Genomic DNA, 25,907 nt, shown 5'->3' with positions numbered 1-25,907 from the left:
GTCGCGCATCGCTTCTCGGAGACAGGCCCCGTTAATCGCAGCGCGAATAACTTATCCTCTATCGACGGTAGCCGATCCGCGATAAGGGGGTCAAGGAGATGCGCCGGCCGTCAGTCCAGGCGCACCGCCGCTTCCTCAATGATCCGGCCCCATTTGCGGGCGTCGCTCCGCTGCAGGGCGGCGAGCGCGGCCGGGGTGTTCTGCAGGGCTGGCGGAATGACGTAGCCCTGCTCTCCGAAGAAGCGTCGGACTTCCGGCAGGTCCAGCGAGGCCAGCATCTCGGCGTTCATCCGCCGCAGCGCGGCTTCGGGCGTTCCCGCGGGCGCATGGACGGAATTCCAGCCGGCCGCCTCGAAGCCGGGCATCCAGGCCTCCTGCATCGTCGGCAGCTGCGGCAGCGCGCTCACCCGCTCCGGCGTCGTGACCGCCAGGGCGCGCAGGCGCCCGTTCCCGATCTCCGGCACGGCGGGGAGGATGGTGCTGAAGGCGAAGGCGAGGCGGCCGGCCATGAGGTCGATGAGCACGGGCGACGAGCCGGGATAGGCGACATGCGTCACCTCGACCCCGGCGGCCCGGCCGAAGAGCAGCCCCGTGAGGTGGGCCGTGCTGCCCGCCCCGTAGGAACCGAAGATCAGCCCGCCCGGCGCCGCGCGGCCATGGGCGACAAGATCCTGCACCGAGCGCACCGGCAGCGCCGGGTTCACCACCAGCACGAAGGGCACCGTCGCCAGCAGCGCCACCGGCACCAGGTCGCGCTCGGCCTCGAAGGGAAGGCGGCGGTAGAGGAAGGGGTTCATCGCCAGCGAGGACGTGCCCACGACGAAGTTGTACCCATCGGGCGCCGACTGGGCGATCTGCTGGGTTCCGATGATCGTGTTCGCGCCGCCGCGGTTCTCGACCACGATCGGCTGCTCCAGCCGTTCGGAGACGTGGCGCATGACGGTGCGGGCCAGGATATCGGCGCCGCCGCCGGGCGCGTAGGGAACCACCAGCCGCAGGGGCCGGGTGGGCCAGGGCTCGGCCGCGCGGCCCGTGGCGGCGGGCAGGAGCAGGCCGCCCCCTGCGCCGAGAAGGTGCCTTCGCCGCATTTTCCGTTCCTCCCGTTCAGGGGGCTTCCAGGAACTCCCGCAGCGCGGTGTCCAGGCCCTCCGGTTCTTCATAGGCAATCCAGTGGCCGGCCTTCGGGACGACGCGGATGCGTGCCCGGGGATGGAGGGCGTACAGCGCCGCCTGGCGCTCCTCCAGCCCGCAGAGGGCTGGCTGGTCCTCGGCGCCCCAGATCGCGTCCACCCGGACGCGTAGCTGCCCCAGCGCGCGGAGGAGCGCCCCCTCGGCGTAGAAGCCCCGTGTGTCCAGCCGCGCGCGCTGCGAGTTCCAGGCCTGGACCGCGAGGGCGAGGTCGTCGATCCGCGCGGGATCGGCGATCATGATGCGGGACAGGTTGGTACGATGCGCCTCGGTCAGCGCCGCCCCGGTCTTGCCGCGCACCTTCTCGAGCACGATCGGCCTGCGCATCGGCACGAGCCCGCCGGCGCCGACGAGGGTGACGGAGCGGGCCCGCGGCCCCAGTTGCAATGCCGCATGGGCCGCGACGGTTGCGCCGAAGGAGAAGCCGACGATGTCACAGGCCCGGCCCGGCGGAAGCAGCGCGTCCAGCCCCGCGACGACGACGCCCGCGATGGTCTCGATGGATCCGGGTGCCGGCGGCAGGTCGGATTCCCCGAGGCCTGGCAGGTCCGGCACGAGGAGGAGACGCCGGCCACTCCAGCGGGGGATGGTGCGGAGCCAGTGGCGCCAGGAGCCGGCGCCGCCGTGCAGCAGCAGCAGGGGCTCCCCTTCGCCCCAGATGTGCCAGACCAGGCGGCCCCCGCCGCAGGGCGTCTCGGCGCGCTCTGCCGCGCCCAGCAGCGCCGCAACCTCGGGGGGATCCCCAGCGGGTGCGGGCCCGTCCATGCTCAGCCGGCCGCGGGCGGCACGAAGGGATAGGGCACCGGCGCCCGCCCGCGATAGGGCAGCGCGACCACGGCCGAACCCGGGGTGGATTCCACGCCCTTCTCGTTGCTGATGCCGACATCGAGATCGACCAGGCCGTAATCTGGCATCTCGCGCTTGTCCGTGACCCTGGCCCAGACGGAGAGCGTCTCGCCCACTACATTCATGGCACGGAACTGGAACCTCACCTTCCACATCCAGCCGTCACGCCCTGCCCAGTCCTTCAGGAGCTGCGCGATGAACTGCTGCTTCAGCGAGCCGTTGATCAGCAGGCCCGGCAGCTTGTCGTGGCCGGTGGTGAAGGGCTGATCGTAGTGAATCTTGTGCCAGTTCTCCATCGCCGCCGACCACCGCATCAGGTGCGGTGTCGTGAAGGGGCCCTTGCCGAGCGGCCCGACAGTGTCGCCGACCGACACGTCCTCGAAATTGACTCTCTCGCGCATGCCGCTCACCGCCGGATGATGGTCTTGCGGGAGCGCAGCAGGAGCTGGCCCGCCTCGTTCGTGAACTCGGTCTCGAAGATCACGAGGAGCATTGGGCCCGATTTCGTCTGCTTCTCCTGGATATCGGCGAAGCGGGACTTCTGCAGCACGCGCTCGCCGTGGCGGGCATAGGCGAAGAACTCCACCTCCGCGCCGCCGTTCAGCAGCGCCAGGCCGTGCAGCGGCAGCTCCGGCAGGCCGTTGCCTACGCCCATCACGATGCCGTCGAAATCCGGGTCATGCGCGCGCTCGGTCAGCACGTCCGGCGCGCCGAAGGGCGTGCGGAACATGAAGGAGGGATAGAGCGGCGGCGCCACGGCCCCGCCATAGCGCACGCCTTCCTGGTCCGAGGCATAGGCCGGGTCCGGATCCATGATGGCCTGGGCGTAGCGGCGGACCGCGCCGGGCTCCACCGCGTCGCAGGCGGCGAAGGTCGGCCCTTCCCGCCCGATGTAAGACCGTATCTCGTCCGTCAGCAGCGCCATGCCCGATGTTCCTCCCGCTTCCTCTCCCGCACGGCGCTCAGCCGGCGCGGCGCGGCTGATCCCCCTCGCGCCAGCCCTCGTCCAGGCCGATCGCACCGCGTCTCGCGAGGGCCTCGATCTCCGCGTCCGCGTAGCCGGCATCGCGCATCACCTCGGCCGTGTGCTGCCCCAGGCGCGGTGGCGGCAGGCCGATCGCGGCGGGCGTCTCGCTGAGCTTCACGGGGAGCCCAGCCATTCGCATGGCGCCGAGCCCCGGCAGATCGATCTCTGTCACCATGCTGCGCGCCGCGACCTGCTCCTCCGCCACGACCTTGTCGATGCGGTTGATCGGGCAGCACGGCACCTCGTTCGACTTCAGCAGCATCTCCCATTCCGTTACGCGCCGCGTAGCGATCACGGCCCCGATCAGGTCGATGAGCTCGAGCCGGTTGGCCACGCGCAGCGCGGCGTCGGCGAAGCGCGGGTCATCCACCCATTCCGGCCGCTCCAGCGCCGTGCAGAGGCCGCGCCACATGCGCTGATTAAAAGCGGAGATGACAATCCAGTCGTCCGCGGCGCGGAAGGCGCGATAGGTGGGGCTGGTCAGTGCGCCACTGCCGCTCGGGCCCGGTACCTCGCCAGAAGCGAAGTAACGCGTGACGAAATGGGCGAGCATGGACATCTGTCCCTCGAGCAGCGAGGTTTCCACGCGCTGCCCGCGGCCGGTGCGGTGCCGCGCCTCCACCGCCATCATCACGCCTATGGTGGCGAGCATGCCCGCGCCGATATCGGCGACCGACATGCCCATCTTCACCGGGCCGCCGCCCTCCTCGCCCGTGATGCTCATTCCGCCGGCATAGGCCTGCATGAAGAGGTCGTTCGCCGGTTCCTCCGCCCGCGGGCCGGTCGCCCCGAAGCCGCTGACGGAGCAGTAGATCAGGCGCGGGTTCGCCGCGCGCAGTACCTCCCAGCCCAGCCCGGCGCGGGCGAGGGCGCCGATGCGGTAGTTGTCCACCAGGATGTCCGCGCCCTCAATCAGCTTGCGCGCGATCGCCGCACCTTCAGGTGACTTCAGGTCGAGCGCGACGCTGCGCTTGTTGCGATTGGCGGAGCCGTAATAATAGCCCATCGCGCCGTGGAAGTGCGGCGGCCAGGAGCGGCTGTCGTCGCCGGCGCCGACGCGCTCGATCTTCACCACCTCGGCGCCGAAGTCGCCCAGTGTCATGGCGCAGTAGGGACCAGCCATGGCGACGCCGATCTCGATGACCCGAAGCCCCGCGAGAGGTCCGCTCGTCGGTGGGGCGTCGAGGCTTCCTGGCTGGGTCAAGCGCGTCTCCCGGTAGGAAGGGCCGGCTGGTGCTGGCCGCTTCCATTCGCTGAGCGAGTTATCTTCTCGCTGTCACGACACGCTAGTCTCAACCTGCACGGCCTGTAAACCGCCCGCGGCGCGAAGGTGCGCTCAGGCCGCCGCCTCCAGTTCTACCGCCGCACCGAGCGTGGCTATGTCGTTCAGCCGTTCGAACAGCGCGGCTGCGCGCCGGCCTTCCCCGGCGGATTCTAGGCAGTCCATGAATTTCGCGCGCAGCTCGGCATCGGTCAGCGGCACGGCGGCGTGGCCGCGCGCGCGCCGCACGGATTCCTCCAATCTCTCCCCGCCCCGCAACGCCACCCGGACGGTATCGAAGGGCGCGGCACCGGGCAGCGCCGGATCCGTCTCGTCGGTGGGCGAGACGGTCACGCGCGCCATCAGGGCCTGCACGTCCGGGCGCTGCACGAAGGAGTCGGTCAGCTCGGCCAACCCGACCTTCCCGGCGATCACCGCGGCAGCCATGTCGAACTGCGCGCTGAACTTTGCCTCCAGCCCGGTCGAGGGACTGGTGTTGCGGAGCGTCCCGGCATGGGCGCGGCTCGTCACCACCTGAACCGCCTCGACGTCCTCCGCCCTGAAGGGCCGGCGCGCCAGAAGGGCAAGCATCGCGTCGGTCGCGCGGTGGCCGCAGTAGCATATCGGGAACTTCTTGATGCTGAGCCGATGATCGAGGATTCGCCAGTCCTTGCCGAAGCCCTCGGTCGGCGCATCCAGGCCCGTGACCCGCCCGCGCGGCGAGATGGCGTAGAGGAAACCGCGCGGATGCTCGATCGCGTCGAGGGAGGCCGTCATGCCAGCCTGCGCCAGGCGCGCCGACATTACGCCGGCCTGCGCGGCTCGGCCGGCGTGGAAGGGCTTCGTCATGGTGCCGAAGTTGGCACCTAGCCCCGCGCTCTGCGAAGCGCCGAGCGCGATGGCGTGGGCCGCCCGCTCGGCGTCCAGCCCGCGCAGCCGGGCGCAGGCAGCGGCCGCGCCGACAGCGCCGAACACGCCGGTCGGGTGCCATCCCTTCTCGTGGTGGAAGTCCTGATCATGGGCGATCAACTCCGCCCAGACCTCATATCCCGCGACATAGGCCGCCACCATCTCCGCTCCTGTCGCGCCGAGCGCCTCGCCCTCCGCCAGGATCGCAGGCACGAGGACTGTGCTGGGGTGGCCGCGCAGGGCCACGTCGTCATAGTCCAGCGCGTGGGCGGCGGTACCGTTTATGAGGGCTGCCTCGGGCGCCGGGGCGCGCAAGGGGCCGAAGGTCAGCGTCGCCTCGCCCCTCGGCCCGGCTACGCCGACCGTGTCCCGCAGAATGCCGACCACTGGCTCGTCCCGCCCGGCAATCATCACGCCGACGCAGTCCACGAAGCCCATGCGCGCGACGGCCGCGGCCTCGGCCGGGATGGCCTCGAAGCGCAACCCGCTGACGAAGGTGCCGAGCGCGCGCGTGATGGAGGTGGCCATGGCTCAGCCCTCCTTCGCGTCGCGGCAGGCGGAATCGGCGGCAATCAACATTTGGGCATGGCTTATCATTCAACGGTCCTCCGGCGTTGCCGCCACCCGACGATGCCGCCGTGACGACCCATTTGCTCAGCGAATTTTTTATTCGTCTTTTCCAGCGTTACTCCCGCGGGAGGCACGGGGTCAAGGAACGGCGGCAGGCGGCCCTTTTGCGCCCGGAGATGGGCCTTGTAATTCGCACACCGAGTTATCATCCGCATTGCCTGAGTTGGGGCGCAGCCCTAAGGTCGCCCCAACGATCCTGCCCGGCTTCGGAGAATGGGATCGGGGGACGGAAGCCGCCGTGATACGGAAAGCTCTGATCGATACCCGCGCGCCCTGCCGTGCCGGTGCCCTGCACCGCGGGGCGGCTCGGCAGTGAGCGCCGCGGAGCCGCTGACGGTCACGCGGCGCCTCGCCGCGCGCGTGGCCGGGCTCGATGCCGACGCCCTTCTCCCGGAGGAGCGCCTGCTCGTTGCTCGGGCGGTGCTCGACACCGTTTCGGTGGGGATTGCCGCCCGCGACGAGCCGGCCGCGCGCCTTGCAACCCGGCGGGCCCGCGCGCAGGGCGGCGGCCCCTGCACGCTCTGGACCCTTTCAGGCACGGCCCGTGCGCGGCAGGAGGAGGCAGCCTGGGCAAACGGGGTCATGGCCCACGTGCTCGACTTCGACGATGTCACGTCCTCGATGCGCGGCCACCCTTCCGTCGCGATGCTGCCGGCCATCCTTGCCCTGGCGGAGGCCGAGGGCCTCACCGTAGGCGATGTCACGGTCGCCTATGTCGCGGGGTTCGAGGTGATCGCCGCGCTTTCGGTAGCCATGGCGGCGCCGCACTACGCCCTGGGCTGGCATAGCACGGCAACGATCGGCGCCATCGGGGCCGCGGCGGCCTGTGCGCGCCTGCTACGGCTGGACGAAACGCAGGTCGCGCATGCGCTTGGCCTCGCCGTTACCCAGGCCGCGGGAACGCGGGCCAGCTTCGGCACGATGGCCAAGTCGGTGCAGGCGGGGAACGCGAATCTGACCGGGCTGCGAGCCGCGCGGCTGGCAGAGATCGGCTTCGACGCAGCCCCGGACGCGCTGGGCGGCGCCCTGGGCTTCGCGCGCCTCGGCGGCGGCAAGTCACTGGCCCTTCCGGAGGAATGCAACGCGCGCGCTCTGATCCGTCACGGGCTGGAGGTGAAGAAGTACCCGCTCTGCTACGCGACTCACCGCGCGCTGGACGCCGTGCTGCATCTGCGCGCAGAGCACGGGGTGACGCTGGACGAGGTGGAGGCCGTGCACGTCCACGCTTCCCCCGGCGCCCTGGCGCCGCTGATCCATCACCGCCCGACGACTGGCCTCGATGCAAAGTTCTCCATGGAGTACGCGATCGCGGCCGCGCTGGCGGATGGCGCCCTGCGCCTCGCCAGCTTCGACGATGCGGCGGTACGCCGGCCCTTGATTCAGGCCTTCCTGCCCCGAGTCACCGCTGACGAGGACGTGGGCGATCTCCTGCCGCGCTGGGCGGAGGTGACGCTGCGTCTGAAGGATGGCCGCACTCTCTCGATGTGCCGCCACGCGCTGCGCGGCGGTGCGGAGGATCCGCTGAGCGAGGGCGAGCTGCTGGCCAAGGCTGCCGACTGCTTCGCGCATGGCGGCGGTGAGGCGACGGGGGCAGCCGCCCTCCTCGCCGCCTTCAAGGATCCGCGCCGCGCGGCCAGATCGGCGTTGCGCGAGGTGCTGTGCGGCGCCGTACTGGAGGAAGCGATCTGATGCCCCACCGCAGACATGTCCTGGCGGGCGCCGCCGCGCTCGCCCTGCCCGCGGTGTGGCCCGCCCGGGCGCAATCCTGGCCGAACCGTCCCGTGCGCCTGATCGCCACCTTCGAGCCCGGTGGCGCCGCGGACCAGCTCGCCCGGGCCATCGCGGCGGGAATGGGGCCGGAGCTCGGGCAGACCGTGGTGGTGGAGAACCGCACCGGCGCGGCCGGCAACATCGGTACGGAGCTGGTGGCGCGGGCCAATGACGGCCACACGTTCCTGCTCTGCAGCACTGGGCCGATGACCTACCACACCATCCTGTTCCGGTCCCTCCCATTCGACCCGCAGAAGGACTTCACGCCGATCGGCTTCGCCGCCTGGTCGCCGAACATCTTTGCCACCCGCAACGACCTGGGATGGAAGCGCCTGGACGACGTTGTGGCCGCCGCGAAGGCGGCGCCCGGGAAGCTGAACTTCGGCAGTGCCGGCACAGGCACCACGCAGCATCTCGCCGGGGAAATGCTGCAGGCGGCTGCCGGAATCCGGCTGACCCACGTTCCCTATCGCGGCGGCGCTCCGGCCTTGCGGGACCTGCTGGGAGGGCAGCTGGAACTGCTGGTCACGACGGGCTCTGGGGCGAACATGATGCGGGAGGGGAAGATCACCCCGATCGCGGTGATGGGCGAGAGGCGGATCGCCGCCCTACCTGACACGCCCACATTGCAGGAGGCTGGACTGCGTGACTTCTCCGCTACCGCCTGGTACGGCGTTGTCGGCCCGGCCGGCCTGCCCGCCCCTGCGGTGGCCCGCATGTCCGCCGCGCTTCATACCGCGCTGAAGGACGAGAACCTGGTCGCGCGGATGCGCGACCAGACCATGGATGTTCAGTTCAGCACGCCGGACGACTTTGCCTCCTTCATTGCCGACGAGCGGCGAAAGTGGAGGCCGGTGGCGCAACAATTCGCAGGCACTATGTAGAGCCGGCCTTCCGGTGCGTCGGGGCGAGGGTTTGCCGCTCGGCCTTTAAGTTCCCGGCGCCGTCGAGGGAGCAGGAGCAGGAGAGACCCCTACGCCCTCTAACGGAAGCAAACCGTCAGATCAGGGCAGCTCCTCGCTCCCGGGCACCACGCCCTTCGGCAGGCCGCGCACATAGGTCACCAACTCGCCTGGCCGGGTGATCCACAGCCTGTCCCGGTGCTGCAGCACATGCTCCAGCGCGCGGCGCAGCTGCCGCAGGCGGTAGGGCTGGCCCACCACGAAGGGGTGCAGGACGATGCTGCACACCAACGGGTACTTGGCCGACTGGTGCAGCAGTTCATCGAACTGGTCGGTGATCATGTCCGCGAAGTCGCGCCCGGTATGCTGCCGGTACACCTGGGCGGGACTGTCGTTGATCTCGACCGAGTAGGGGACGGAGAGGATGGGACCGGAACGCGTCCGCATCCAGAAGGGCTGGTCGTCGGCCGGCCATTCCATCACGTACTCGAAGCCTTCCTCCGCCAGCAGGTCGGGGGTGACGTTGCTCTCGGCGAGCCAGGGCCCCATCCAACCCTTGGGGCGAGTGCCGGAATGGCGGCGGATGCCCTCGGCGCTCTCGGCGATCAGGCGGCGCTCATCCTCTTCCCACAGCCCGTCCTGGCGCTCCGAGTTGGTGCGCCCGTGGCCGACGAACTCGTCCCCGCGCTTCAGCAACGCCGGTGCGATCTCCGGGCAGGTATCGAGGGCAGCGGTGTTCACGTTGTGAGCACAGGGCAGGCCCAACTCGTCCAGCAGGTCCAGCAGATACCAGAGCCCGACGCGGTTGCCGTAGTCGCGCCAGGCGTAGTTGCGCTGGCTCTGCGGCGCCCCGATGGTCGCGCTATCGCTGCCCAGACCGGCGCGGAAGGCGTGATGCTCGATGTTGTTGCAGACGAGGAGCGCGAGGCGCTTGCCACCGGGCCATTCATAGGTAGGCCGTTGCGGGATGGCGCTGTGGTCGTAGCGCTGCTGGGACGGAAGCTTCATGCATTGCTCTCCCGCTGGTGGCCGGACATTGTCATCACGATGCGCTCCTTCACCTTCCGGTCCAGAAGAGCGGCCAGCGCATCCCGGGCCTGGAGGAGCGGAAAGGTGCGGAAGACCGGGGCGTGGAGCTTGCCTTCGCCGTGCAACGCGAAGATCTCCTCGAAGCAACGGCGGGCGAGCTCGGGCATTCGCTTGCGGTAGTCACTGATCTGGAGGCCGCTGACCTCGATGTTCTTCACCAGAAGATAGTTGGCCTTCACCGAGGGGATGCGCCCGGCCGCGAAGCCGATCACCACCAGCCGGCCGCGCCAGGCCAGCGCCCGCAGTGCCGCGTCGAAGATGTCGCCGCCCAGCATGTCCAGCACCACGTCGGCACCCGCGTCGCCCGTCTCCGCGTGGACCTGCTCGCGCAGGCCGTCGCGCAGGTTCTCGCGCGAGAGGTCGATCACGGCGTCGGCACCGGCCTCTCGCACCAGGTCGGCCTTCGCCATGGAGGAGACGCCGGCGAGGACTCTGGCGCCGAAGGCCTTGGCGAGCTGGAGGGCGGCAATGCCCACGGCGCCGGTGGCGCCCAGCACCAGCACCGTCTCCCCTGGCTGGACCCGGCCGCGCTCCCGCAGGCCAAACCAGGCGGTGTCGGCGGCCAGGGATGTTGAGGCCGCTTCCTCGAAGCTCATGGAGGCCGGCAGGGCGTAGCACTGGCTCGCCGGGGCCAAGGCGTACTCGGCATATCCGCCGATCTCCGCCATGGCGAGGACGCGGTCCCCGACGGAGAGGCCGGTCACGGCCTCGCCGAGCGCCGCGATCGTCCCGGCAGGCCCCTTGCCGGGGGTGAAGGGGCGCTCGGGCAGGAACTGGTAGGTGCCGCCGATCACCAGTGTGTCCACGAAGTTCGCGGCCACGGCCCCGACGCGCACAAGCACCTCGCCCTTCCCGGGCACGGGCACCGGCCGGTCCTCCACCGAGATGCGGTCGATTCCACCGAACTCACGCACCACCACGGCCTGCATCGGCATGTCCATCCCTCTCAGGCGCGCGCGGGCAGGCGCACGGGGCGGGGAGTCAGCTCCCCCGCCTCCAGCCGCGCGGCCACGGCGCGCTTGAGGATCTTGCCGCTGGCAGTCAGCGGGATCTCATCCACCAGCAGGAAGTACTCGGGCTGATCGTATTTGGAGAGGCCGGATTCATCCAGGTGCAGAAGCAGCGCCTCGGCCTCGACGGACGCGCCGGGCCGGGGCTGGATGGCGAGGCACACCTTCTCGCCCAGCCGATCATCCGGTACCGCCAGGGCGGCGGCGCGGAGCACGGCGGGGTGCTGCATCGCCAGCGTCTCGATCTTCGCGGGGAAGATGTTGTGGCCGCCGCGGATGATCACGTCCTTCTTGCGGCCGGTGATGCGGATGTAGCCCGCCTCGTCCACCCAGCCGAGGTCGCCGGTCATGAACCAGCCATCGGCGTTGAAGCTGTCCTCCGTCGCGCCCTGCTCGTCGAAGTAGCCGAGCATGAGGGAGGCGCCGCGGCCGCCGATCTGGCCGGTCTCGCCGGCGGGCAATTCCTGCTCCGGGTTGTCGCGGGAGAAGACGCGTACCTCGTAGCCCGGGCAGCACTTACCGGAGGTCTCCGTCATCCGTTCCGGCGGATCGTTCGGCAGGGTGTAGTGGTGGGAGGAGGCCTCGGTCATGCCGTAGCCGCTCTGGGGCGTGACGCCGTGCTCCAGCAGCCCCGCCACCACGGCCTTCGGCACGGCGGCGCCGGAGACGCGGAAGCCGCGCACCCGGCCGAGGGTCTTCATGCCGCGGCCCCGCATCTCGTGCAGCAGGTCGATGGCGTGGGTGGGCACGCCGACGAGGTAGGAGGTGTCCGTCTCCACCAGCCGGTCCAGCAGGGACTTGCCGCGCGGCAGATCGTGGATCACCAGCTCCGCCCCGCAGAGCAGGGCGATGACGAGGGAGCCGAAGCCGAGATTGTGGGAGAGCGGGGAGAGGGTGGCGATGACGTCCTCCTCCCCCAGCGACCAGTCCGCCACGATGGCGCGGGCATTGCCGAGCAGCGTGTTGTCGCTGTGCATCACACCTTTCGGCTGGCCCGTGGTGCCGGAGGTGAAGGCGAGATAGACCACGCCGTCCGGATCGGGCACAGGGAGCGCGTCGTTCCGCTCGCCGTCATAGGGCCAGAGGTCCTCGCCGTTGGACTTCTCCAGCCGGATCACGCGCTTCAACGTCGTCAGGCCCTTCACCGCCTCGAAGATATCGTGGCGGTCGGCATCCGCGCCGTGGCCGGGCTCGGCGATGAGGGCAGCGGCGCGCATGCGCTCCAGCAGTCCTGCCACCTCGGCCACCGTGTGGTCCCGGTGCAGGGAGGGGCAGAGGACAAGCCCATCCCGCGAGCAGGCGAGGAGGGCGACGGCCACTTCCACCCGGCTGGGCAGCCAGGCGGCGACGCGCTGGCCCCGACGCAGCCCGGCGGTGCGGAGATCGGCCGAGAGCCGGTCCGCGGCGGCCACCAGGGCACCGATCGTCACGCGGCGGCGGGCATCGCGGATCGCGGGAGCGTCGGGGGTGCGGGCGGCGCGGTCGGCCGCGATCCGGTAGATCGTCTCCTCCCGCCAGAAGCCGGACTCGTAGCCCTGGCGCAGACGCTCTCGGCTGAGGGTGGTGAGGAGGGTGTTGCTCATGCGCCCCGCCGGTCCAGGTAGGATGTAATGTCAGGACATTAAGGCGGTGGCCCGTTTCCATGTCAAGGCAGGAGCCATCCGGATCGCCGCCGCTTCGGCCCGGCGCCGTGATGCTCTAGAGAGGCGCCCTTCCGCGGAAACGCCCGGAGTCATGCCTTGATGCCCACCACCGTCGCCCGCGCCGAAGCCGATCCCGCGATCCCGGGCCGCGATGCGCCGAGTGCGTTCGGGCTGGAGAGCCTGCCGCCGCTCGACACGACCAGCGCCATGCCGCTCTACACGCAGCTTGCCGAACGCCTCTCCGCCCCCATCCAGGCGAACCACGCTGCCCTCGTCGGCCATGCCCTGCCGACGGAGCTGGAGTGCATGGCCTATTTCGGCGTCAGCCGCCCCACGGTCCGCCAGGCCATGGCCCAGCTTGTCTCGATGGGCTTGGTGGCTCGGGGGAGGGGGCGCGGCACCTTTGTCGCGCCTGAGCGACTGAACCACGACGTCTCCCTCGCCTTCGAGGACGAGATGCGCGCGGCCCACCGCACCGTGCGCTTCCAGATCCTGTCCCGCGCGGAGATCGCGGCGCCCGCGGCGGTCGCCGCCCGCCTGAACCTGCCCGCCGGGGAGAGGGTCGAGCACATCGAGCGCCTGCGCTTCCTCGACGATGAGGTCTTCGCCTTCGAGCAGCGCTACCTGCCCCTCTCAGTCGCCCGCCACGTCACCGCCCGCATGCTGGAGGAGATGGCCATCATCTCTCTCCTCACCGAGGCGATGGGCCAGTCTCCGGCCCGCATCACCAACACCGTCCGCTGCATTCCCACGGAGGCCCGCATTGCCCGCGCGCTCGGCGTACCCGGCCGCACGCCGCTGCTGCATACGGAGCACACCTACTTCGCCGCCTCCGGCGCGCCGGTGCTGCACGGCACGGTGTGGTTCAACGGAGAGCGCTTCCAGTTCACCCTCGACTCGCCCATTCAGGCGGGCCCGCGCGGCTGAGTTTCGCTTGACGCGCGCCGAGGGCCTCGCCTTAATGTCAGGACATTAAGGCGAAGTGGCCCTCCGTCGGGCCCGGAGGAGCCCATGGCCAAACCTTGGCACCAGGAGGCGGGGCCGGCCGCATGAAGCCGCCCCCCTTCCACTACCACGCCCCGCGGACCGAAGCGGAAGCGCTGGCGCTGCTGGCGGAACTGGCCCCGGAGGAGGGGCGGATCCTGGCGGGCGGCCAGAGCCTCGTTCCCGCCATGGCGCTCCGTGTTGCCCGCCCTTCGCACCTGATCGACATCAACGGGCTGCCCGGCCTCGACCGGCTGGAGGTCGGGGACGGCCAGCTCCGCGTCGGTCCGCTGGTCCGTCACGCCATGATCCGGCGGGAGAGCGTGCCGGGCCCGCTCGGCGCCCTGCTGGACAAGGTGCGTGGCCACATCGCCCACCTGCCGATCCGCACGCGTGGCACGGTCTGCGGCAGCCTGGCGAACGCCGATCCGGCATCGGAGTGGTGCCTCGTCGCCGCGACGCTCGGCGGGGCGATGCTGGCCCGCAGCATGCGCGGGGATCGCATGATCGCGGCGGAGGATTTCTTCCAGGGCTTCATGACCACGGCGCTGGAACCGGACGAGCTGCTGGCCGGGCTGCACCTGCCCGTTCTGCCGGAGGGCACCCGCTGGGGCTTCCACGAGTTCAGCCGCCGCGCCGGCGACTACGCCCAGGCTGCCTCGCTCGCGGTGCTGGAGATGCGCGCCGGCACGATCGCCGCCGCCCGGATCGGGATCGGCGCCGTGGAGGACCGGCCGCGTCGCCTGCCGGAGGCCGAAGCCCTGCTGACCAATCGCGCCCCCACGGCCGACCTGCTGCGCCAGGCCGCAGCCGAGGCCCGCGCCACCCTCCTGCCCACCGACGACGACCCAACCCGCCCGGCCCTCGCGGAGACGGTGATCCGCCGCGCTCTGGCCGATGCCGCCGGGATCGAACTGCCATGACCGAAGCCCCCGACGCGACCCTTGCCGTCATCCTCACCGTAAACGGGGAGCGCCACGCGATCCGCGTGGAGGCCCGCCGGACGCTCGCCGACGCCCTGCGCGATAATTGCGGCCTCACCGGTACCCATCTCGGCTGCGAGCACGGCGTCTGCGGCGCCTGCACCGTGCTGATGGACGGCGAGCCGGTGCGCGCCTGCCTTCTCTTCGCCGTGCAGGCGCAGGGGCGGGCGATCCGCACGGTGGAGGGCCTGGCCGAGGGCGGCGAGCTCAGCCCGCTGCAGCGCGCCTTCATCGACAACCACGCGCTGCAATGCGGCTACTGCACGCCGGGCTTCCTCATGCTCGGTACCGCGATCCTGGACCGCGACCCGGACATCTCCGACGAAGCGCTGGTGGACGCGCTCTCCTCCAACATCTGCCGCTGCACCGGCTATGCCAACATCGTGAAGGCCGTCCGCGCCGCGGCGGCCGAGATGCGCGAGAAGGTGCCGGCCTGATGGATGGCTTGTCGCCCCGCCCCGGAGAGGATGCCCCCGCCCTGGCCGCCGGGCCCGGCCGCGTCGTCGGCCGCCCGGTGACTCGGATCGAGGACCTGCCGCTGGTGCGCGGCGAAGGCCTCTTCGCTGCCGATGTGAACTTCCCCCGCCAGCTCCACATGCGCGTGGTGCGGGCGGAGATCGCCCATGGCCGTATCGTTTCCGTGGATGCGGAGGCCGCCCGGGCCATGCCGGGGGTGGTGGCCGTCTGGACCGCCGCCGACGTGGCGGACATCCCGCTCATCCCCTTCCGCGCCACGAAGGTGCGGGGGCTGGAGCCCTATTGCCAGCCCGTTCTGGCGCGCGACCGCGTGCGCTACGTGGGCGAGCCGGTGGCCGTCGTCTTCGCCGACGATGCCTATCGCGCCGAGGACGCGGCGGAGACCGTGATGGTGGAGCTGGAGGAACTGCCGGTGGTGCTGGACGCCGCCGCACCCCCCGGCGAGTTCGCCCCCGGCCATGACACCGAGCCGACGGTCGTCCGCAAGGAGTACGGCGATATCGACGCCGCCTTCCGCAGTGCCCACGCGGTGGTGGAGCTGGAGCTCTCCGTGGGCCGCCACTCTGGCGTGCCGCTGGAGACGCGCGGCGCCATCGCCCGCTACGACGCGGCGCACGACGTGCTGGAGTTGCACGGCACCGCGAAGAAGCAGCACTGGAACCGCGACGAGATCGCCCGCCTCCTCGGGCGCCCGCCGCAGGGCGTGCACCTGTTCGAGGGCCATGTCGGTGGCGGCTTCGGCGTGCGCGGGGAACTCTACCCGGAGGACCTGCTGGTCTGCGCCGCCGCCCTGCGCCTGCGCCGCCCGGTCAAGTGGATCGAGGACCGGCGCGAGCATCTGGTCGCGACCAATCACTCCCGCCAGCAGAGCCACCGCATCCGCGCAGCGGTGGATGCGGAAGGGAGGCTGCTTGGCATCGACGACGCCTTCTTCCACGACCAGGGCGCCTATGTCCGCACCCACGGCGCGCGCGTGGCGGACCTGGCGGCGGGGATGCTGCCCGGGCCCTATCGCCTGCCGGCCTATCGCGTCGCCGGCCATTTTCGCCTGACCAACAAGACCCCGGCCGCCACCTACCGCGCCCCCGGCCGCTACGAGACCACCTTCGTGCGCGAGCGCCTGATGGACGCCATCGCCGCGCGGCTCGGGATCGATCCCGTGGAGATCCGGCGCCGCAACCTCGTCGCCGCCGCCGAGATGCCGCACGCGCGGCCGCTGGACGCGCTCGGCACCGATGTCGTGCTCGATTCCGGGGACTACGAAGGGCTGCTGGACAAGGCGCTTGCCCGCTTCGGCTGGGACGCGATGCAGCAGGAGCTGGCGGCGCGCCGCGCGGCCGGGGAATGCGTCGGCGCCGGCCTCGCCTTCTTCGTGGAGAAGAGCGGCCTCGGCCCTTCGGACGGCGTGCGCGTCACGGTGGACGCGACGGGCGCGGTGGAGGTCGTCAGCGGCGCCGCCTCGGTGGGGCAGGGGGTGGAGACGGCGCTTGCCCAGATCTGCGCGGAGGCGCTGGGCGTGGACTACTCCCGCATTCGCGTGGTGCGCGGCCGCACGGACCGGATCGAGTTCGGCAACGGCGCCCATGCCTCCCGTGTCACCGTCATGTCCGGCTCCGCCACCTGGCAAGCGGCTCTGGCGGTGCGGGAGATGGCGCTGGAATGCGCCGCACAGCTCCTCCAGCTCAGCCCCGCCGAGCTGACGATCCGCGAAGGCGTGGTGACGCGCGCCGACGGCCTGGCCGGGCCGAGCCTCACCCTTGCCGAGATCGCGCGGGGCAGGGGCCCCAACTCCCCGGCCATGCGGGGCCAGACCCCTGGCCTGACCGCCGAGCGCTGGTTCTGGTCCGACCACATGGCCTATCCCTACGGCGTCCACCTCGCCCAGATCCGGATCGATGCCGGCACCGGGGGCGTTACGGTAGAGCGCTACCTCGTGGCCAACGACATTGGCCGGGCGATCAACCCGATGCTGGTGGAGGGCCAGATCGTCGGCGGCCTCGCCCAGGGCCTCGGCGGCGCGCTGCTGGAGGAGTTCCGCTACGATCCCTCCGGCCAGCCCCTCTCCACCACCCTGGCCGATTATCTCATCCCCACCATCGCCGAGATGCCGGAGGTGGACGTGCTGATCGCCGAGGACGCGCCGAGCCCGCTCAACCCGCTCGGCGTGAAGGGCGCGGGGGAGGGAGGTACGAATGGCGCGGGCGCCTGCATCGCCTCCGCCGTGGATGATGCCCTGCGCCGGCCCGGCGCGATCACCTCGCTGCCCGTCCTGCCCGCCCATCTCCGTGCCCTGCTGACGGAGGCACCGTGAAGGCCGCCCCCTTCGCCTATCATGATCCCCGCAGCGTCGAGGAGGCGTTGCACCTGCTCGCCACGCTGGAGAACGCGCGGCTGCTCGCGGGCGGGCAGTCGCTCATGCCGATGCTCAACATGCGCGTCGCCTTCCCCGACCACCTGATCGACCTCAATCGCGTTGAGGGGCTGGCGGGGATTACGGCGGAAGGGGGCGCGCTGCGGATTGGCGCCATGACTCGCCAGCGCGACATCGAGGAGAGCCCCCTCGTCCGCGCGCACCTGCCGCTGATGGCCGAGGCGTTGACCCATGTCGGCCATCGCCAGACCCGCAACCGCGGCACCATCGGCGGATCGCTCTGCAACCTCGATCCCTCGGCCGAGCTGGTGGCGGTCGCCACGGCGCTGGACGCGGTGCTGGATGTGCAGGGGCCGTCCGGGGTCCGCGACCTCTCCATCCACGACCTTCCGCTCGGCTTCATGACCCCTTCCCTGGCGCCGGAGGAGATGCTGACCGCCATCCGCATCCCCCTGCCGCCTGCCGGCCACGGCGCCGCCTTCGAGGAGTTCGCCCGAAGGCACGGCGACTACGCCATCACCTCGGCCGCCGCCGTGCTGGTGCTGGAGGGCGGGCGGATCGCCCGCGCCTCCCTCACCCTCGGCGGTGTCGGCGCCGGCCCGCTGCGCCTGCGTACCGCCGAGGCGGCGCTGGCCGGGCAGGCGCCGTCCGAGGCGCTGTTCCGCGAGGCCGCCGCGGCCTGCGGTTCCATCGAGGCCATGTCCGATCCCCAGGCCCCGGCCTGGTACCGCCGCCGCCTCGCCGCGACCCTCGCCCGCCGCGCCCTGGCGGCCGCCGCGTCGCGCGCCACCACCCCCGCCCGACAGGGAAGCCTCGCATGAGCACCCGTCGCATCGCGCTCACCGTCAACGGCACGCGCCACGAGGCGGAGGCGCCTGTCCGCCAGCATCTCGGCGACTTCCTCCGCGGTACGCTCGGCCTGACCGGCACGCATCTCGGCTGCGAGCACGGCGTCTGCGGCGCCTGCACGGTGCTGCTGGACGGCCGCGCCATCCGCGCCTGCCTCGTCCTCGCTGTCCAGGCCGAGGACCGGGCGGTGACGACGGTGGAGGGCCTGGCGCCCTCGCCCGAGGCGCTGCACCCGCTCCAGGCCGCCTTCTGCGCCAACCACGGCCTGCAGTGCGGCTTCTGCACGCCGGGGATGCTGACGACCCTGGAGGAGTTCCTGCGGGACTGCCCCGACCCGACGGAGGAGGAGGTGCGCGTCGCCATCTCCGGCAATCTTTGCCGCTGCACGGGTTATGACAGCATCGTCGCCGCGACGATGGAGGCCGCCCGCGCCATGCGCGAGGCTGCGGCATGAACGCCCAGAGCCCGCATCAGCCCGGGGCAGGCCGCCTCGTCGGCCGCGACGTGCCGCGGGTAGAGGATTCGGCCCTCATCCGCGGTCGTGGCCGCTACGTGGACGACATCGCACCGCCCGGGTTGCTGCACGCCGCCTTCCTGCGCTCGCCCCACGCCCACGCCGCGATCCGCGGCATCGACACCGCCGCCGCCCGTGCCCTGCCGGGCGTGCACGCCGTGCTCACCCTTGCGGAGCTCGCGCCGCACCTGACGGACACGCGGCTCGTCGTCGCGCTCCCCAGCCCGGCCTACCGGCTGGAACTGCACCGGCCCGTCCTGGCCGATGCGGAGGTGACCCATGTCGGGGAAGCCGTGGCCGTCGTGATTGCCGACACGCGCGCGATCGCGGAAGACGCTGCTGCCTTGGTCGAAGTGGATTACGATCCCCTTCCGGCCGTGGCGGATTGCGTGGCGGCCCTGGAGCCCGGCGCCCCGCTCGCCCATTCCGGCGCCGCCTCCAATCTGGCGGCCGAGCTGACTCTGGAATACGGCGCCGTGGACGCCGCCTTCGCCACCGCGCCCCACCGCTTCGCCGAGCGCCTTTCCATTCACCGTGGCGGCAGCCACTCCATGGAGTGCCGCGGCGTCCTCGCCCGCCACGACCCGCTGGACGACCGCCTGACGGTCTGGAGCAGCACGCAGACCCCACACACGGCGCGCCGCATGCTGTGCGATCTGCTCGGCCTGCCCGAAGAGGGCGTCCGGGTGGTCACCCCCGACGTGGGCGGCGGCTTCGGCCCGAAGCTCATCTTCTACCCGGAGGAGGTGGTGGTCGCCCTCGCCGCGCGCCTCCTCACCCGCCCCGTGAAGTGGATCGAGGACCGCGCCGAGCACTTCGTCGCCACCACGCAGGAGCGTGACCAGCTCTGGGACGTGGAGCTGGCGACGGACGGGGAGGGCCGAATCCTCGCCGTGCGCGGGCAGATGATCCATGACCACGGTGCCTACACTGCGCGCGGCGTGAACGTGCCGCAGGGCGCGGTCTCCGCCATGCCGCTCGCCTATGTCGTGCCCGCCTTCCGGGTGGCAATGAAGGTCGCGGCGACGAACAAGGTGCCCGTCACCCCCGTGCGCGGCGCCGGCCAGCCCCAGGGCGTCTTCGCCATGGAACGCCTTCTGGACCGGGCGGCGCGGGAGCTGAACCTGGACCGCGCGGAGATCCGCCGCCGCAATCTCGTTCCGGGCGATCGCATGCCCTACGCCACGCCGCTGAAGACCCGCGGCGGCATGCAGGTCGTGCTCGATTCCGGCGACTACCCGCGCTGCATGGCGATGGCGCTGGAGGCCGCCGGCTGGGACGCCTTCCCCGAGCGGCAGCGCGCGGCCCTCGCGGAGGGGCGCCATATCGGCATCGGCGTTGCCAACTACGTCGAGGGTACGGGGCGCGGCCCCTTCGAGCACGTATCCGTCCGGATCGAGCCCTCCGGGCGCATTGTCGTCGCGACCGGCGCGGCCGCTATGGGCCAGTCCACCCACACCATGCTTGCCCAGCTCGTGGCCGAGCATCTTGGTGGCGACATGTCCCGCGTCCACGTCATTGCCGGCGACACGGCCGCCGCGCCGATGGGGATCGGCGGCTCCAACAGTCGCCAGGCCGTGCTGGCGGGCAGCTCCGCCCATGTCGCGGCGCTCCGCGTGAAGGACAAGGTGCTGCATGTCGCCGCGGGACTGCTTGAGGCCGACGAGGGCGACCTGGAGATCGAGGGCGACGCCGTTCGGGTGAAGGGCGTACCGGAGATGAAGGTGATGCTGGCGGAGATCGCCCGTGCCGTCGCCGGCGCGCCCGGCTTCGCCATCCCCGGTGGCCGCGGTCCTGGACTCATCGCGGCAGAGGAGGTGGTGATCGATGCCATGGCCTATGCCAACGGCACCGCCGTGGCCGAGGTGGAGGTGGACGCCGAGACCGGCGAGGCCCGGATCCTGGCGCTCACCTTCTCCCATGACTGCGGCAACGCGCTGCACCCGCGCATCGTGGACGGCCAGCTCATGGGCGGCATCGCCCACGGCATCGGCAACGCGCTGTTCGAGCACATGCGATACGACGAGGAGGCACAGCCCACCTCCACCACACTGGCCGACTACCTCCTGGTTACCGCCACGGAGATGCCGCCCGTTCGCATCCTGCACATGCAGTCGCCCACGCCGCTGAACCCGCTGGGCATCAAGGGCGTCGGCGAGGCCGGCGTGATCCCCGTCCCGGCCGCGATCGCCGCTGCGATCGAGGACGCGCTGTCGCCCTTCGGAGCCCATGTCACGAGGGTGCCTCTCTCACCCGTGGATATCGTGGCCCTCATCGATCCTGCGGCGGCCGCGTGATCCTCACCGCGACCGAGGCCGCGCGGCGGATCTCCGCGGGCACGCTCACCGCCGAGGCCTATGCCCGCTCCTGCCTGGAAGCCGTCGCCGCGCGCGAGCCGGTGGTGCGCGCCTTTGCCGCCCTCGACGCGGAGGCTGCCCTGCGGGCCGCACGCGAACTGGACGCGGGCCCTTCGCGCGGCCCCCTGAACGGGGTTCCTTTCGCTGTGAAGGACGTGATCGACACCGCCGACCTGCCGACGGAGATGGGCTCCCCGATCTGGCAGGGTTACCGGCCGCGCGTGGACGCCGCCTGCGTCGCCCTCTCCCGCGCCGCCGGCGGCGTGATGCTCGGCAAGACGGTGACGGCGGAGCTGGCCTATGTCGCGCCCGGCCCCACCACCAACCCGCACGATCCCGCCCATACGCCGGGGGGATCCTCCTCCGGCTCGGCGGCGGCGGTGGCGGCGGGCATGGTTCCCCTGGCACTGGGCACCCAGACCGGCGGCTCCGTCCTCCGCCCCGCCTCGTTCTGCGGCGTGGTCGGCCTCAAGCCGAGCTACGGTGCCATCGCCCGGCCTGGCATGAAGCTGATGGCGGACAGCCTCGATACCATCGGACTCATGGCCCGCACGGTCGAGGACGCAAATCTTTTCCTCGCCGTGCTGACCGCCGAGAGGCCTGAGCCGCTGCCGGACATCGCGCCGCCTCGGATCGGCCTCTGCCGCACCCACCTATGGGACCTCGCCGAGCCGGCTGCGCGCGAGGCCGTCGAGAACGCCGCGCGCCGCCTGGAGGCCGCCGGCGCCGTCCTTCGTGACGTGGCGCTGCCGCCGGACTTCGCTGCCCTCACAGAGGCGCGGGTCACGATCAACGACCACGAGATCTCCCGCGCCCTCGCCTGGGAATGGGAGCATCGCCGCGCCGGGCTGAGCGGCCGCCTGGCGGCGACGGTGGAGAAGGGGCGCGCCATTCCCCGCGCTGCCTACGCCGCGGCTCAGGGGGCCGCTGCCGCGGCCCGGGCCCGCTTCCCGGAGGCCATGGCGGGCTGCAACGCCCTCCTCACCCTCGGGGCCGCCGGGGAGGCGCCGGAAGGGCTGGCCTCGACAGGGGATTCCCGCTTCCAGGGTCTGTGGACCCTGCTGCACGGCCCCGCTGTCGGCCTGCCCACGCATCGCGGGCCAAAGGGGCTTCCGGTGGGTATCCAGCTCGTCGCCCCGCGCCATGCGGACCGCCATCTCCTCGCCGTTGCGCGCTGGGCTATGGACCGCCTCGGGAGTCCCTCGTGAAGGTTCCGCTCTCCCTCTCCTGCGTCGCCTACGACCGCACCCGCGCTCTCTTCGACGGTCGCGCGACGGTGGCGGGGGCCGACCTCTATCCCGTGGCCATGTCGCCGGAGGAGGCGTTCCACCGGAACTTCCGACACCAGGAGTTCGACGTCACGGAGCTCTCCATGTCCAGCTACATGGTGCAGCTGGCGGAGAGACGGTGCCCCTATGTGGGCATCCCCGTATTCCCCTCGCGCCTGTTCCGCCATTCCTCGGTCTACATCCGGACGGATCGCGGGATCACGCGGCCGGAGGACCTGCGCGGCAAGGTCGTGGGCGTGCCGGAGTACCAGATGACCGTCGCGCTCTGGATGCGCGGTATCCTGGCGGATGGGTATGGCGTGAGGCCCTCCGACATCAGCTGGCGCAATGGCGGGCTGGAGGAAGCCGGGCGTGCCAACGTCGTTGCTCTGAACCTGCCCGGGGACGTGGAGCTGCGCCCCATTCCCGAAGGCGAGACGCTGTCCGGCCAGCTCGCCTCCGGCGCGATCGACGCCCTGCTCTCCGCCCGCGCGCCCTCCTGCTTCGGCCGGGTGAAGGAGGTGGCGCGCCTCTTCCCCGATTACCGCGCGGCGGAGGAGGAGTATTTCCGGCGGACGCGGATCTTCCCGATCATGCACCTCGTCGGTATCCGCCGCTCCCTGGTGGAGCGCTTCCCCTGGCTCCCGGTGAACGTCTTCAACGCCTTCGAGGAGGCGAAGCGCCTCTGCCTGATCGACAACGCGAAGATCGGCCACCTCTACACCACGCTGCCCTGGGCGGTGGACGAGCTGGAGCGGACGCGGGCGCTGATGGGGCACGATTTCTGGCCCTACGGCCTGCAGGCGAACGCCCATGTGCTGGAGCGCATGGTGCACTACGCGGCGGAGCAGGGCCTGACATCGCGCCGCCTGGCAGTGGAAGAGCTCTTCCCTGCCTCCGTCACGGATCCGGCGAAGGTCTGACCGCGGCGGCGCTGTCTTAATGTCTTGACATTACGTTCCGCTGGATGCTCCGATCGCCGGACATACACGGGCCGCCCCCGCGAGGGGACGGAAGGCGGACGGCCGGAAGAGCCGACGCAAGGTACTCGCGGGAACGCAGTGGCACGGTTGGCGACACCTCCGGGGCGGATGACCTACCGATGTTGAGCTTGAACAGACGCACCCTGCTCGGCGGCGCCGTTGCGGCCGCCGGCGCGCGCAAGGCCTGGGCGCAGGATTTCCCGGACCGTCCCATGCGCCTCGTTGTGCCCTACGCGCCGGGCGGCGTGGTGGATTATGTCGGCCGCGTCTTCGCGCAGGGGCTGAGCGAGCCGCTGAAGCAGTCCGTCGTCGCGGAGAACCGGCCCGGCGCGGGCGGCGTGGTGGGGGCGGACTTCGTCGCCAAGTCCGCGCCGGACGGGTACACGCAGCTCGTCATCGATCCGGCCCTCGTCATCAACCCCTCGCTTCAGGCGAGGGTGCCCTACGACGTGTTCCGCGACTTCAGGCCGATCTCCATCCTCACCAGCTCGCCGCTCGTTCTCGTCGTACCTCCGGAGCTTCCCGCGCGCGACATCGGCGAGTTCGTCACCCTCGTGAAGACCAGCCGCGCGCGCTTCAGCTACGCTTCCGCCGGCGTGGGAACCACGCCGCACCTCGCCGGGGAGATGTTCTCGCTGCGCACGGGCTGCGAGGCGACGCACGTGCCCTATCGCGGCATCGCGGCGGGCTACGCCGACATGATGACGGGCCAGGTGCAGTTCTGCTTCAGCAGCATCGCGGGGGCTCGCGGTCTGGTCGCGGATGGCAAGCTGCGCGCCCTGGCCACCACCGGCGCGCGCCGCAGTGCCGTGTTCCCGAACCTGCCGACGATGCAGGAGGCGGGAATGGAGGGCTTCGTCGTCGATCTCTGGCTTTCTCTCCTCGCCCCGGCCGCCACGCCGGATGCGGTGGCGGCGAAGATGCATGCGGCGGTGATGTCCGTGATCGCGAAACCCGAGACGGGGCCGAGCCTCGACCGCGTCGGGGCCGAGGTTCGCGGCACGACGGGCGCCGAGGCCACGGCCGCGCTGCGCGTCGAGTACGAGACCTGGCGCAAGCTGATCGCCGACGCGAAGATCACGGTCTGACGGGGATGCCGTCTCTCCACTCCACCCGCCGAGCCCTGCTGGCCGGTGGAGCATCCCTTCTGGCAGCGCCGGCATTAGCACAGTCCTGGCCCAGTCGCCCGATTCGCATGATGGTTGGCTTCGCGCCGGGCGGCGCGGCGGACACCATCGCCCGGCTGGTCGCGCCGGGCATGGGTGCCGCGCTAGGGCAGACTGTCGTGGTGGAGAACCGCAGCGGTGCGAGCGGAACGAACGCCGCGGGCGTCGTCGCGGCTTCGGCACCGGACGGGCACACGGTGCTGCTCTCCACCCTTTCGCACCTGTCCAATCCCCATCTCTTCAATGGCCTGTCCTTCGACTATGCCACAGCCTTCGCGCCGGTCTCGCAGGTGGTGCTGTTTCCGACCGTGCTGGCGGTGCGGAAGGACTTTCCGGCGCGAACAATCGCGGAGTTCCTGGCCCTGGCGAGGGGGCGGCAGGAGCCGATCACCTACGGTACGCCGGGCAACGCCACGGCGCAGCACATGGCGGGCGAGCTGTTCCAGATCCGCACGGGTCTTCGGCTGGAGCACGTGCCCTATCGTGGCGGCGCCGACGCGGCCCGGGACTTGGCCGCGGGCGTGATCGAGACCTCCTTCAACTCCGTCGGCAGCTTGTCACCGGCCTTCGGGGCCGGCGCGCGGGCGGTGGTGGCCGTTACGCCCTCCCGTATCCCTGGCCTGCCGGAGGTGCCCACGGGCGCGGAGGCGGGGATAGAGGATTTCACGCTGAGCGACATCTGCGGAGTCTACGCGCCCTCGGCGACGCCGCCGGATCGGGTGGAGCGACTGCAGCAGGCCATCGTCGCCGCGCTGGCCACGGAGGAAGTGCGCGCCCGGCTGCGCTCGCTGGACGCGGAGGGCGTGGGCAGCACTCCATCCGAGTTCGCGCGCTTCAATCAGCTCGAGAGTGCGCGGCTGGGCGCGCTGATCCGCACCGCGGGGATCAAACTTTCCTAGAGCCGACCCCGTTCCGGCGGAGTCACCGGAACGGGTTACCTGGGGCACTTCTTTTCGGCATCTACGCTCTCCCGCGCCCTGCTGGACGCGCCGCACCCTGCCGGGGCGCTTCTGCTTGTCACAGGCCGTGCGAGGTGTGTGCGCCAGATAAGAACCTAGGTACTCGGCTTTTCCGTGCCGGTATGGGTGGCCCTGCTCCGCCCGGCAGGCCGCGACGGAGGCGATGTAGGCGATCGCCACGAAGGCGAGCAGCAAGCTGAGGATCGGAGTGATCGCATCCACGCCGCCGAAAATGGCCCGCGTGCGCAGCGGCTGCTGGGATTCATGGTCCCGCTCGAAGTAAGGCCCGATTACGCGAACAGAAATTCCGGAGGAGCGTGCGCCCGGGCACAGCAACAAGCCATATCGTCGAGGGCTCTGACAATCTGACCCGGAAGATGCCTGGATACCGGACGCGGCAGTTCGGCGCTCGTTCAGTCTTGGCCATTGAAAATGCGCGCGCCAGTATCGAGGCAGTTGGGTGATGAGACCCAAAATCTGGGGGTTGCGGGGGATAATCCACAACACGATCTCAATCGGCCATCAATGTTCCGCGTGCAGAACCAGTACAATTCAGATGCTTACATCTACTATTTTGTTCCGCCTCCGGCTTGGCATGACCGATGCAGAAGAAGGTCTGTCGCAAAAGCGTGCGGCACGACTTTGTAAAGGGATCTGTCATGACCAGGAAGACGCTTCATACCGTGATGCTCGGCCAGGTCATTCACATTTCGGAGTGGCA

At 70.9% G+C, this 25,907-nt stretch carries 22 protein-coding genes; 13 read left to right on the top strand and 9 right to left on the bottom strand.

What is annotated here, in order from left to right; genetic code table 11:
- Positions 1-110: 110 nt before the first annotated feature.
- The 6 genes from NRP21_RS11790 to NRP21_RS11765 all read right to left on the bottom strand — a co-directional run bounded on the left by NRP21_RS11790 (position 111) and on the right by NRP21_RS11765 (position 5,759).
- A complete protein-coding gene (locus NRP21_RS11790; protein WP_257716395.1) occupies positions 111-1,088 on the bottom strand; it encodes a Bug family tripartite tricarboxylate transporter substrate binding protein in 978 nt (325 codons plus the stop codon).
- A 16-nt stretch (positions 1,089-1,104) separates the two neighbouring features.
- Entirely contained in the window at positions 1,105-1,953 is an 849-nt protein-coding gene (locus NRP21_RS11785; protein WP_257716394.1) for an alpha/beta fold hydrolase, read from the bottom strand.
- A gap of 2 nt (positions 1,954-1,955) precedes the next feature.
- Positions 1,956-2,435: a hotdog family protein gene (locus tag NRP21_RS11780; protein ID WP_257716393.1), complete on the bottom strand. Its 480-nt coding sequence runs from the start codon at positions 2,433-2,435 to the stop codon at positions 1,956-1,958.
- 5 nt (positions 2,436-2,440) lie between these two features.
- A complete protein-coding gene (locus NRP21_RS11775) occupies positions 2,441-2,959 on the bottom strand; it encodes a MaoC family dehydratase N-terminal domain-containing protein (RefSeq protein WP_257716392.1) in 519 nt (172 codons plus the stop codon).
- 37 nt (positions 2,960-2,996) lie between these two features.
- Positions 2,997-4,265: a CaiB/BaiF CoA transferase family protein gene (locus NRP21_RS11770; RefSeq protein ID WP_257716391.1), complete on the bottom strand. Its 1,269-nt coding sequence runs from the start codon at positions 4,263-4,265 to the stop codon at positions 2,997-2,999.
- 132 nt (positions 4,266-4,397) lie between these two features.
- Complete coding sequence (locus tag NRP21_RS11765; RefSeq protein ID WP_257716390.1) at positions 4,398-5,759, bottom strand: MmgE/PrpD family protein; 1,362 nt, start codon at positions 5,757-5,759, stop codon at positions 4,398-4,400.
- A gap of 414 nt (positions 5,760-6,173) precedes the next feature.
- On the opposite strand from NRP21_RS11765, the gene NRP21_RS11760 reads away from it, so the two are divergent.
- Both NRP21_RS11760 and NRP21_RS11755 read left to right on the top strand, forming a co-directional pair.
- Positions 6,174-7,550 (top strand): MmgE/PrpD family protein, encoded by a 1,377-nt coding sequence (locus tag NRP21_RS11760; protein WP_257716389.1) that lies wholly within the window; start codon positions 6,174-6,176, stop codon positions 7,548-7,550.
- The gene (locus NRP21_RS11755; RefSeq protein ID WP_257716388.1) at positions 7,550-8,515 is read left to right on the top strand and encodes a Bug family tripartite tricarboxylate transporter substrate binding protein; all 966 of its coding nucleotides are present in this window, start codon (positions 7,550-7,552) and stop codon (positions 8,513-8,515) included. The genes NRP21_RS11760 and NRP21_RS11755 overlap by 1 nt, the downstream gene beginning before the upstream one ends.
- A gap of 120 nt (positions 8,516-8,635) precedes the next feature.
- Here the strand turns inward: NRP21_RS11755 and NRP21_RS11750 are convergent, their stop codons facing one another.
- From NRP21_RS11750 to NRP21_RS11740, 3 genes are read right to left on the bottom strand one after another with little or no spacing between them, the layout of a single operon-like run.
- Positions 8,636-9,541 carry a polysaccharide deacetylase family protein gene (locus NRP21_RS11750; RefSeq protein ID WP_257716387.1) on the bottom strand — a complete coding sequence of 302 codons (906 nt, stop codon included), beginning with the start codon at positions 9,539-9,541 and terminating at the stop codon, positions 8,636-8,638.
- Positions 9,538-10,557, bottom strand: a complete 1,020-nt coding sequence (locus NRP21_RS11745; RefSeq protein WP_257716386.1) for an NADPH:quinone oxidoreductase family protein — start codon at positions 10,555-10,557, stop codon at positions 9,538-9,540. Before NRP21_RS11745 ends, NRP21_RS11750 begins: the two co-directional genes overlap by 4 nt.
- 11 nt (positions 10,558-10,568) lie before the next feature.
- Entirely contained in the window at positions 10,569-12,215 is a 1,647-nt protein-coding gene (locus NRP21_RS11740) for a class I adenylate-forming enzyme family protein (protein WP_257716385.1), read from the bottom strand.
- Positions 12,216-12,374: 159 nt separating this feature from the next.
- Here NRP21_RS11740 and NRP21_RS11735 point away from each other — a divergent pair, with 159 nt between their 5' ends.
- The 11 genes from NRP21_RS11735 to NRP21_RS11685 all read left to right on the top strand — a co-directional run bounded on the left by NRP21_RS11735 (position 12,375) and on the right by NRP21_RS11685 (position 25,126).
- Positions 12,375-13,202 carry a GntR family transcriptional regulator gene (locus tag NRP21_RS11735; protein ID WP_257716384.1) on the top strand — a complete coding sequence of 276 codons (828 nt, stop codon included), beginning with the start codon at positions 12,375-12,377 and terminating at the stop codon, positions 13,200-13,202.
- A 122-nt stretch (positions 13,203-13,324) separates the two neighbouring features.
- Positions 13,325-14,182, top strand: coding sequence for an FAD binding domain-containing protein (locus NRP21_RS11730; RefSeq protein ID WP_257716383.1), 858 nt, complete (start codon positions 13,325-13,327; stop codon positions 14,180-14,182).
- Positions 14,179-14,679, top strand: a complete 501-nt coding sequence (locus tag NRP21_RS11725) for a (2Fe-2S)-binding protein (protein WP_257716382.1) — start codon at positions 14,179-14,181, stop codon at positions 14,677-14,679. The genes NRP21_RS11730 and NRP21_RS11725 overlap by 4 nt, the downstream gene beginning before the upstream one ends.
- Entirely contained in the window at positions 14,679-17,030 is a 2,352-nt protein-coding gene (locus NRP21_RS11720) for a xanthine dehydrogenase family protein molybdopterin-binding subunit (RefSeq protein ID WP_257716381.1), read from the top strand. Before NRP21_RS11725 ends, NRP21_RS11720 begins: the two co-directional genes overlap by 1 nt.
- Positions 17,027-17,911, top strand: a complete 885-nt coding sequence (locus tag NRP21_RS11715; RefSeq protein WP_257716380.1) for an FAD binding domain-containing protein — start codon at positions 17,027-17,029, stop codon at positions 17,909-17,911. The genes NRP21_RS11720 and NRP21_RS11715 overlap by 4 nt, the downstream gene beginning before the upstream one ends.
- Positions 17,908-18,393 (top strand): (2Fe-2S)-binding protein, encoded by a 486-nt coding sequence (locus tag NRP21_RS11710; RefSeq protein ID WP_209376528.1) that lies wholly within the window; start codon positions 17,908-17,910, stop codon positions 18,391-18,393. The genes NRP21_RS11715 and NRP21_RS11710 overlap by 4 nt, the downstream gene beginning before the upstream one ends.
- On the top strand, positions 18,390-20,750 hold the full coding sequence (locus NRP21_RS11705; protein ID WP_257716379.1) for a xanthine dehydrogenase family protein molybdopterin-binding subunit: 2,361 nt from the start codon (positions 18,390-18,392) through the stop codon (positions 20,748-20,750). Before NRP21_RS11710 ends, NRP21_RS11705 begins: the two co-directional genes overlap by 4 nt.
- Positions 20,747-22,018, top strand: a complete 1,272-nt coding sequence (locus tag NRP21_RS11700; protein WP_257716378.1) for an amidase — start codon at positions 20,747-20,749, stop codon at positions 22,016-22,018. The genes NRP21_RS11705 and NRP21_RS11700 overlap by 4 nt, the downstream gene beginning before the upstream one ends.
- The gene (locus NRP21_RS11695; RefSeq protein WP_257716377.1) at positions 22,015-23,001 is read left to right on the top strand and encodes a type 2 periplasmic-binding domain-containing protein; all 987 of its coding nucleotides are present in this window, start codon (positions 22,015-22,017) and stop codon (positions 22,999-23,001) included. The genes NRP21_RS11700 and NRP21_RS11695 overlap by 4 nt, the downstream gene beginning before the upstream one ends.
- 188 nt (positions 23,002-23,189) lie before the next feature.
- Positions 23,190-24,149, top strand: a complete 960-nt coding sequence (locus tag NRP21_RS11690) for a tripartite tricarboxylate transporter substrate binding protein (protein WP_257716376.1) — start codon at positions 23,190-23,192, stop codon at positions 24,147-24,149.
- 107 nt (positions 24,150-24,256) lie between these two features.
- Entirely contained in the window at positions 24,257-25,126 is an 870-nt protein-coding gene (locus NRP21_RS11685) for a Bug family tripartite tricarboxylate transporter substrate binding protein (protein WP_257716375.1), read from the top strand.
- The last annotated feature ends 781 nt before the right edge of the window (positions 25,127-25,907 follow it).

Source organism: Roseomonas populi (genome assembly GCF_024594815.1).
Classification (GTDB): domain Bacteria; phylum Pseudomonadota; class Alphaproteobacteria; order Acetobacterales; family Acetobacteraceae; genus Roseomonas; species Roseomonas populi.
Note: the sequence above shows the minus strand (reverse complement) of the source record. Positions and strands in the feature narration are given on the sequence as shown.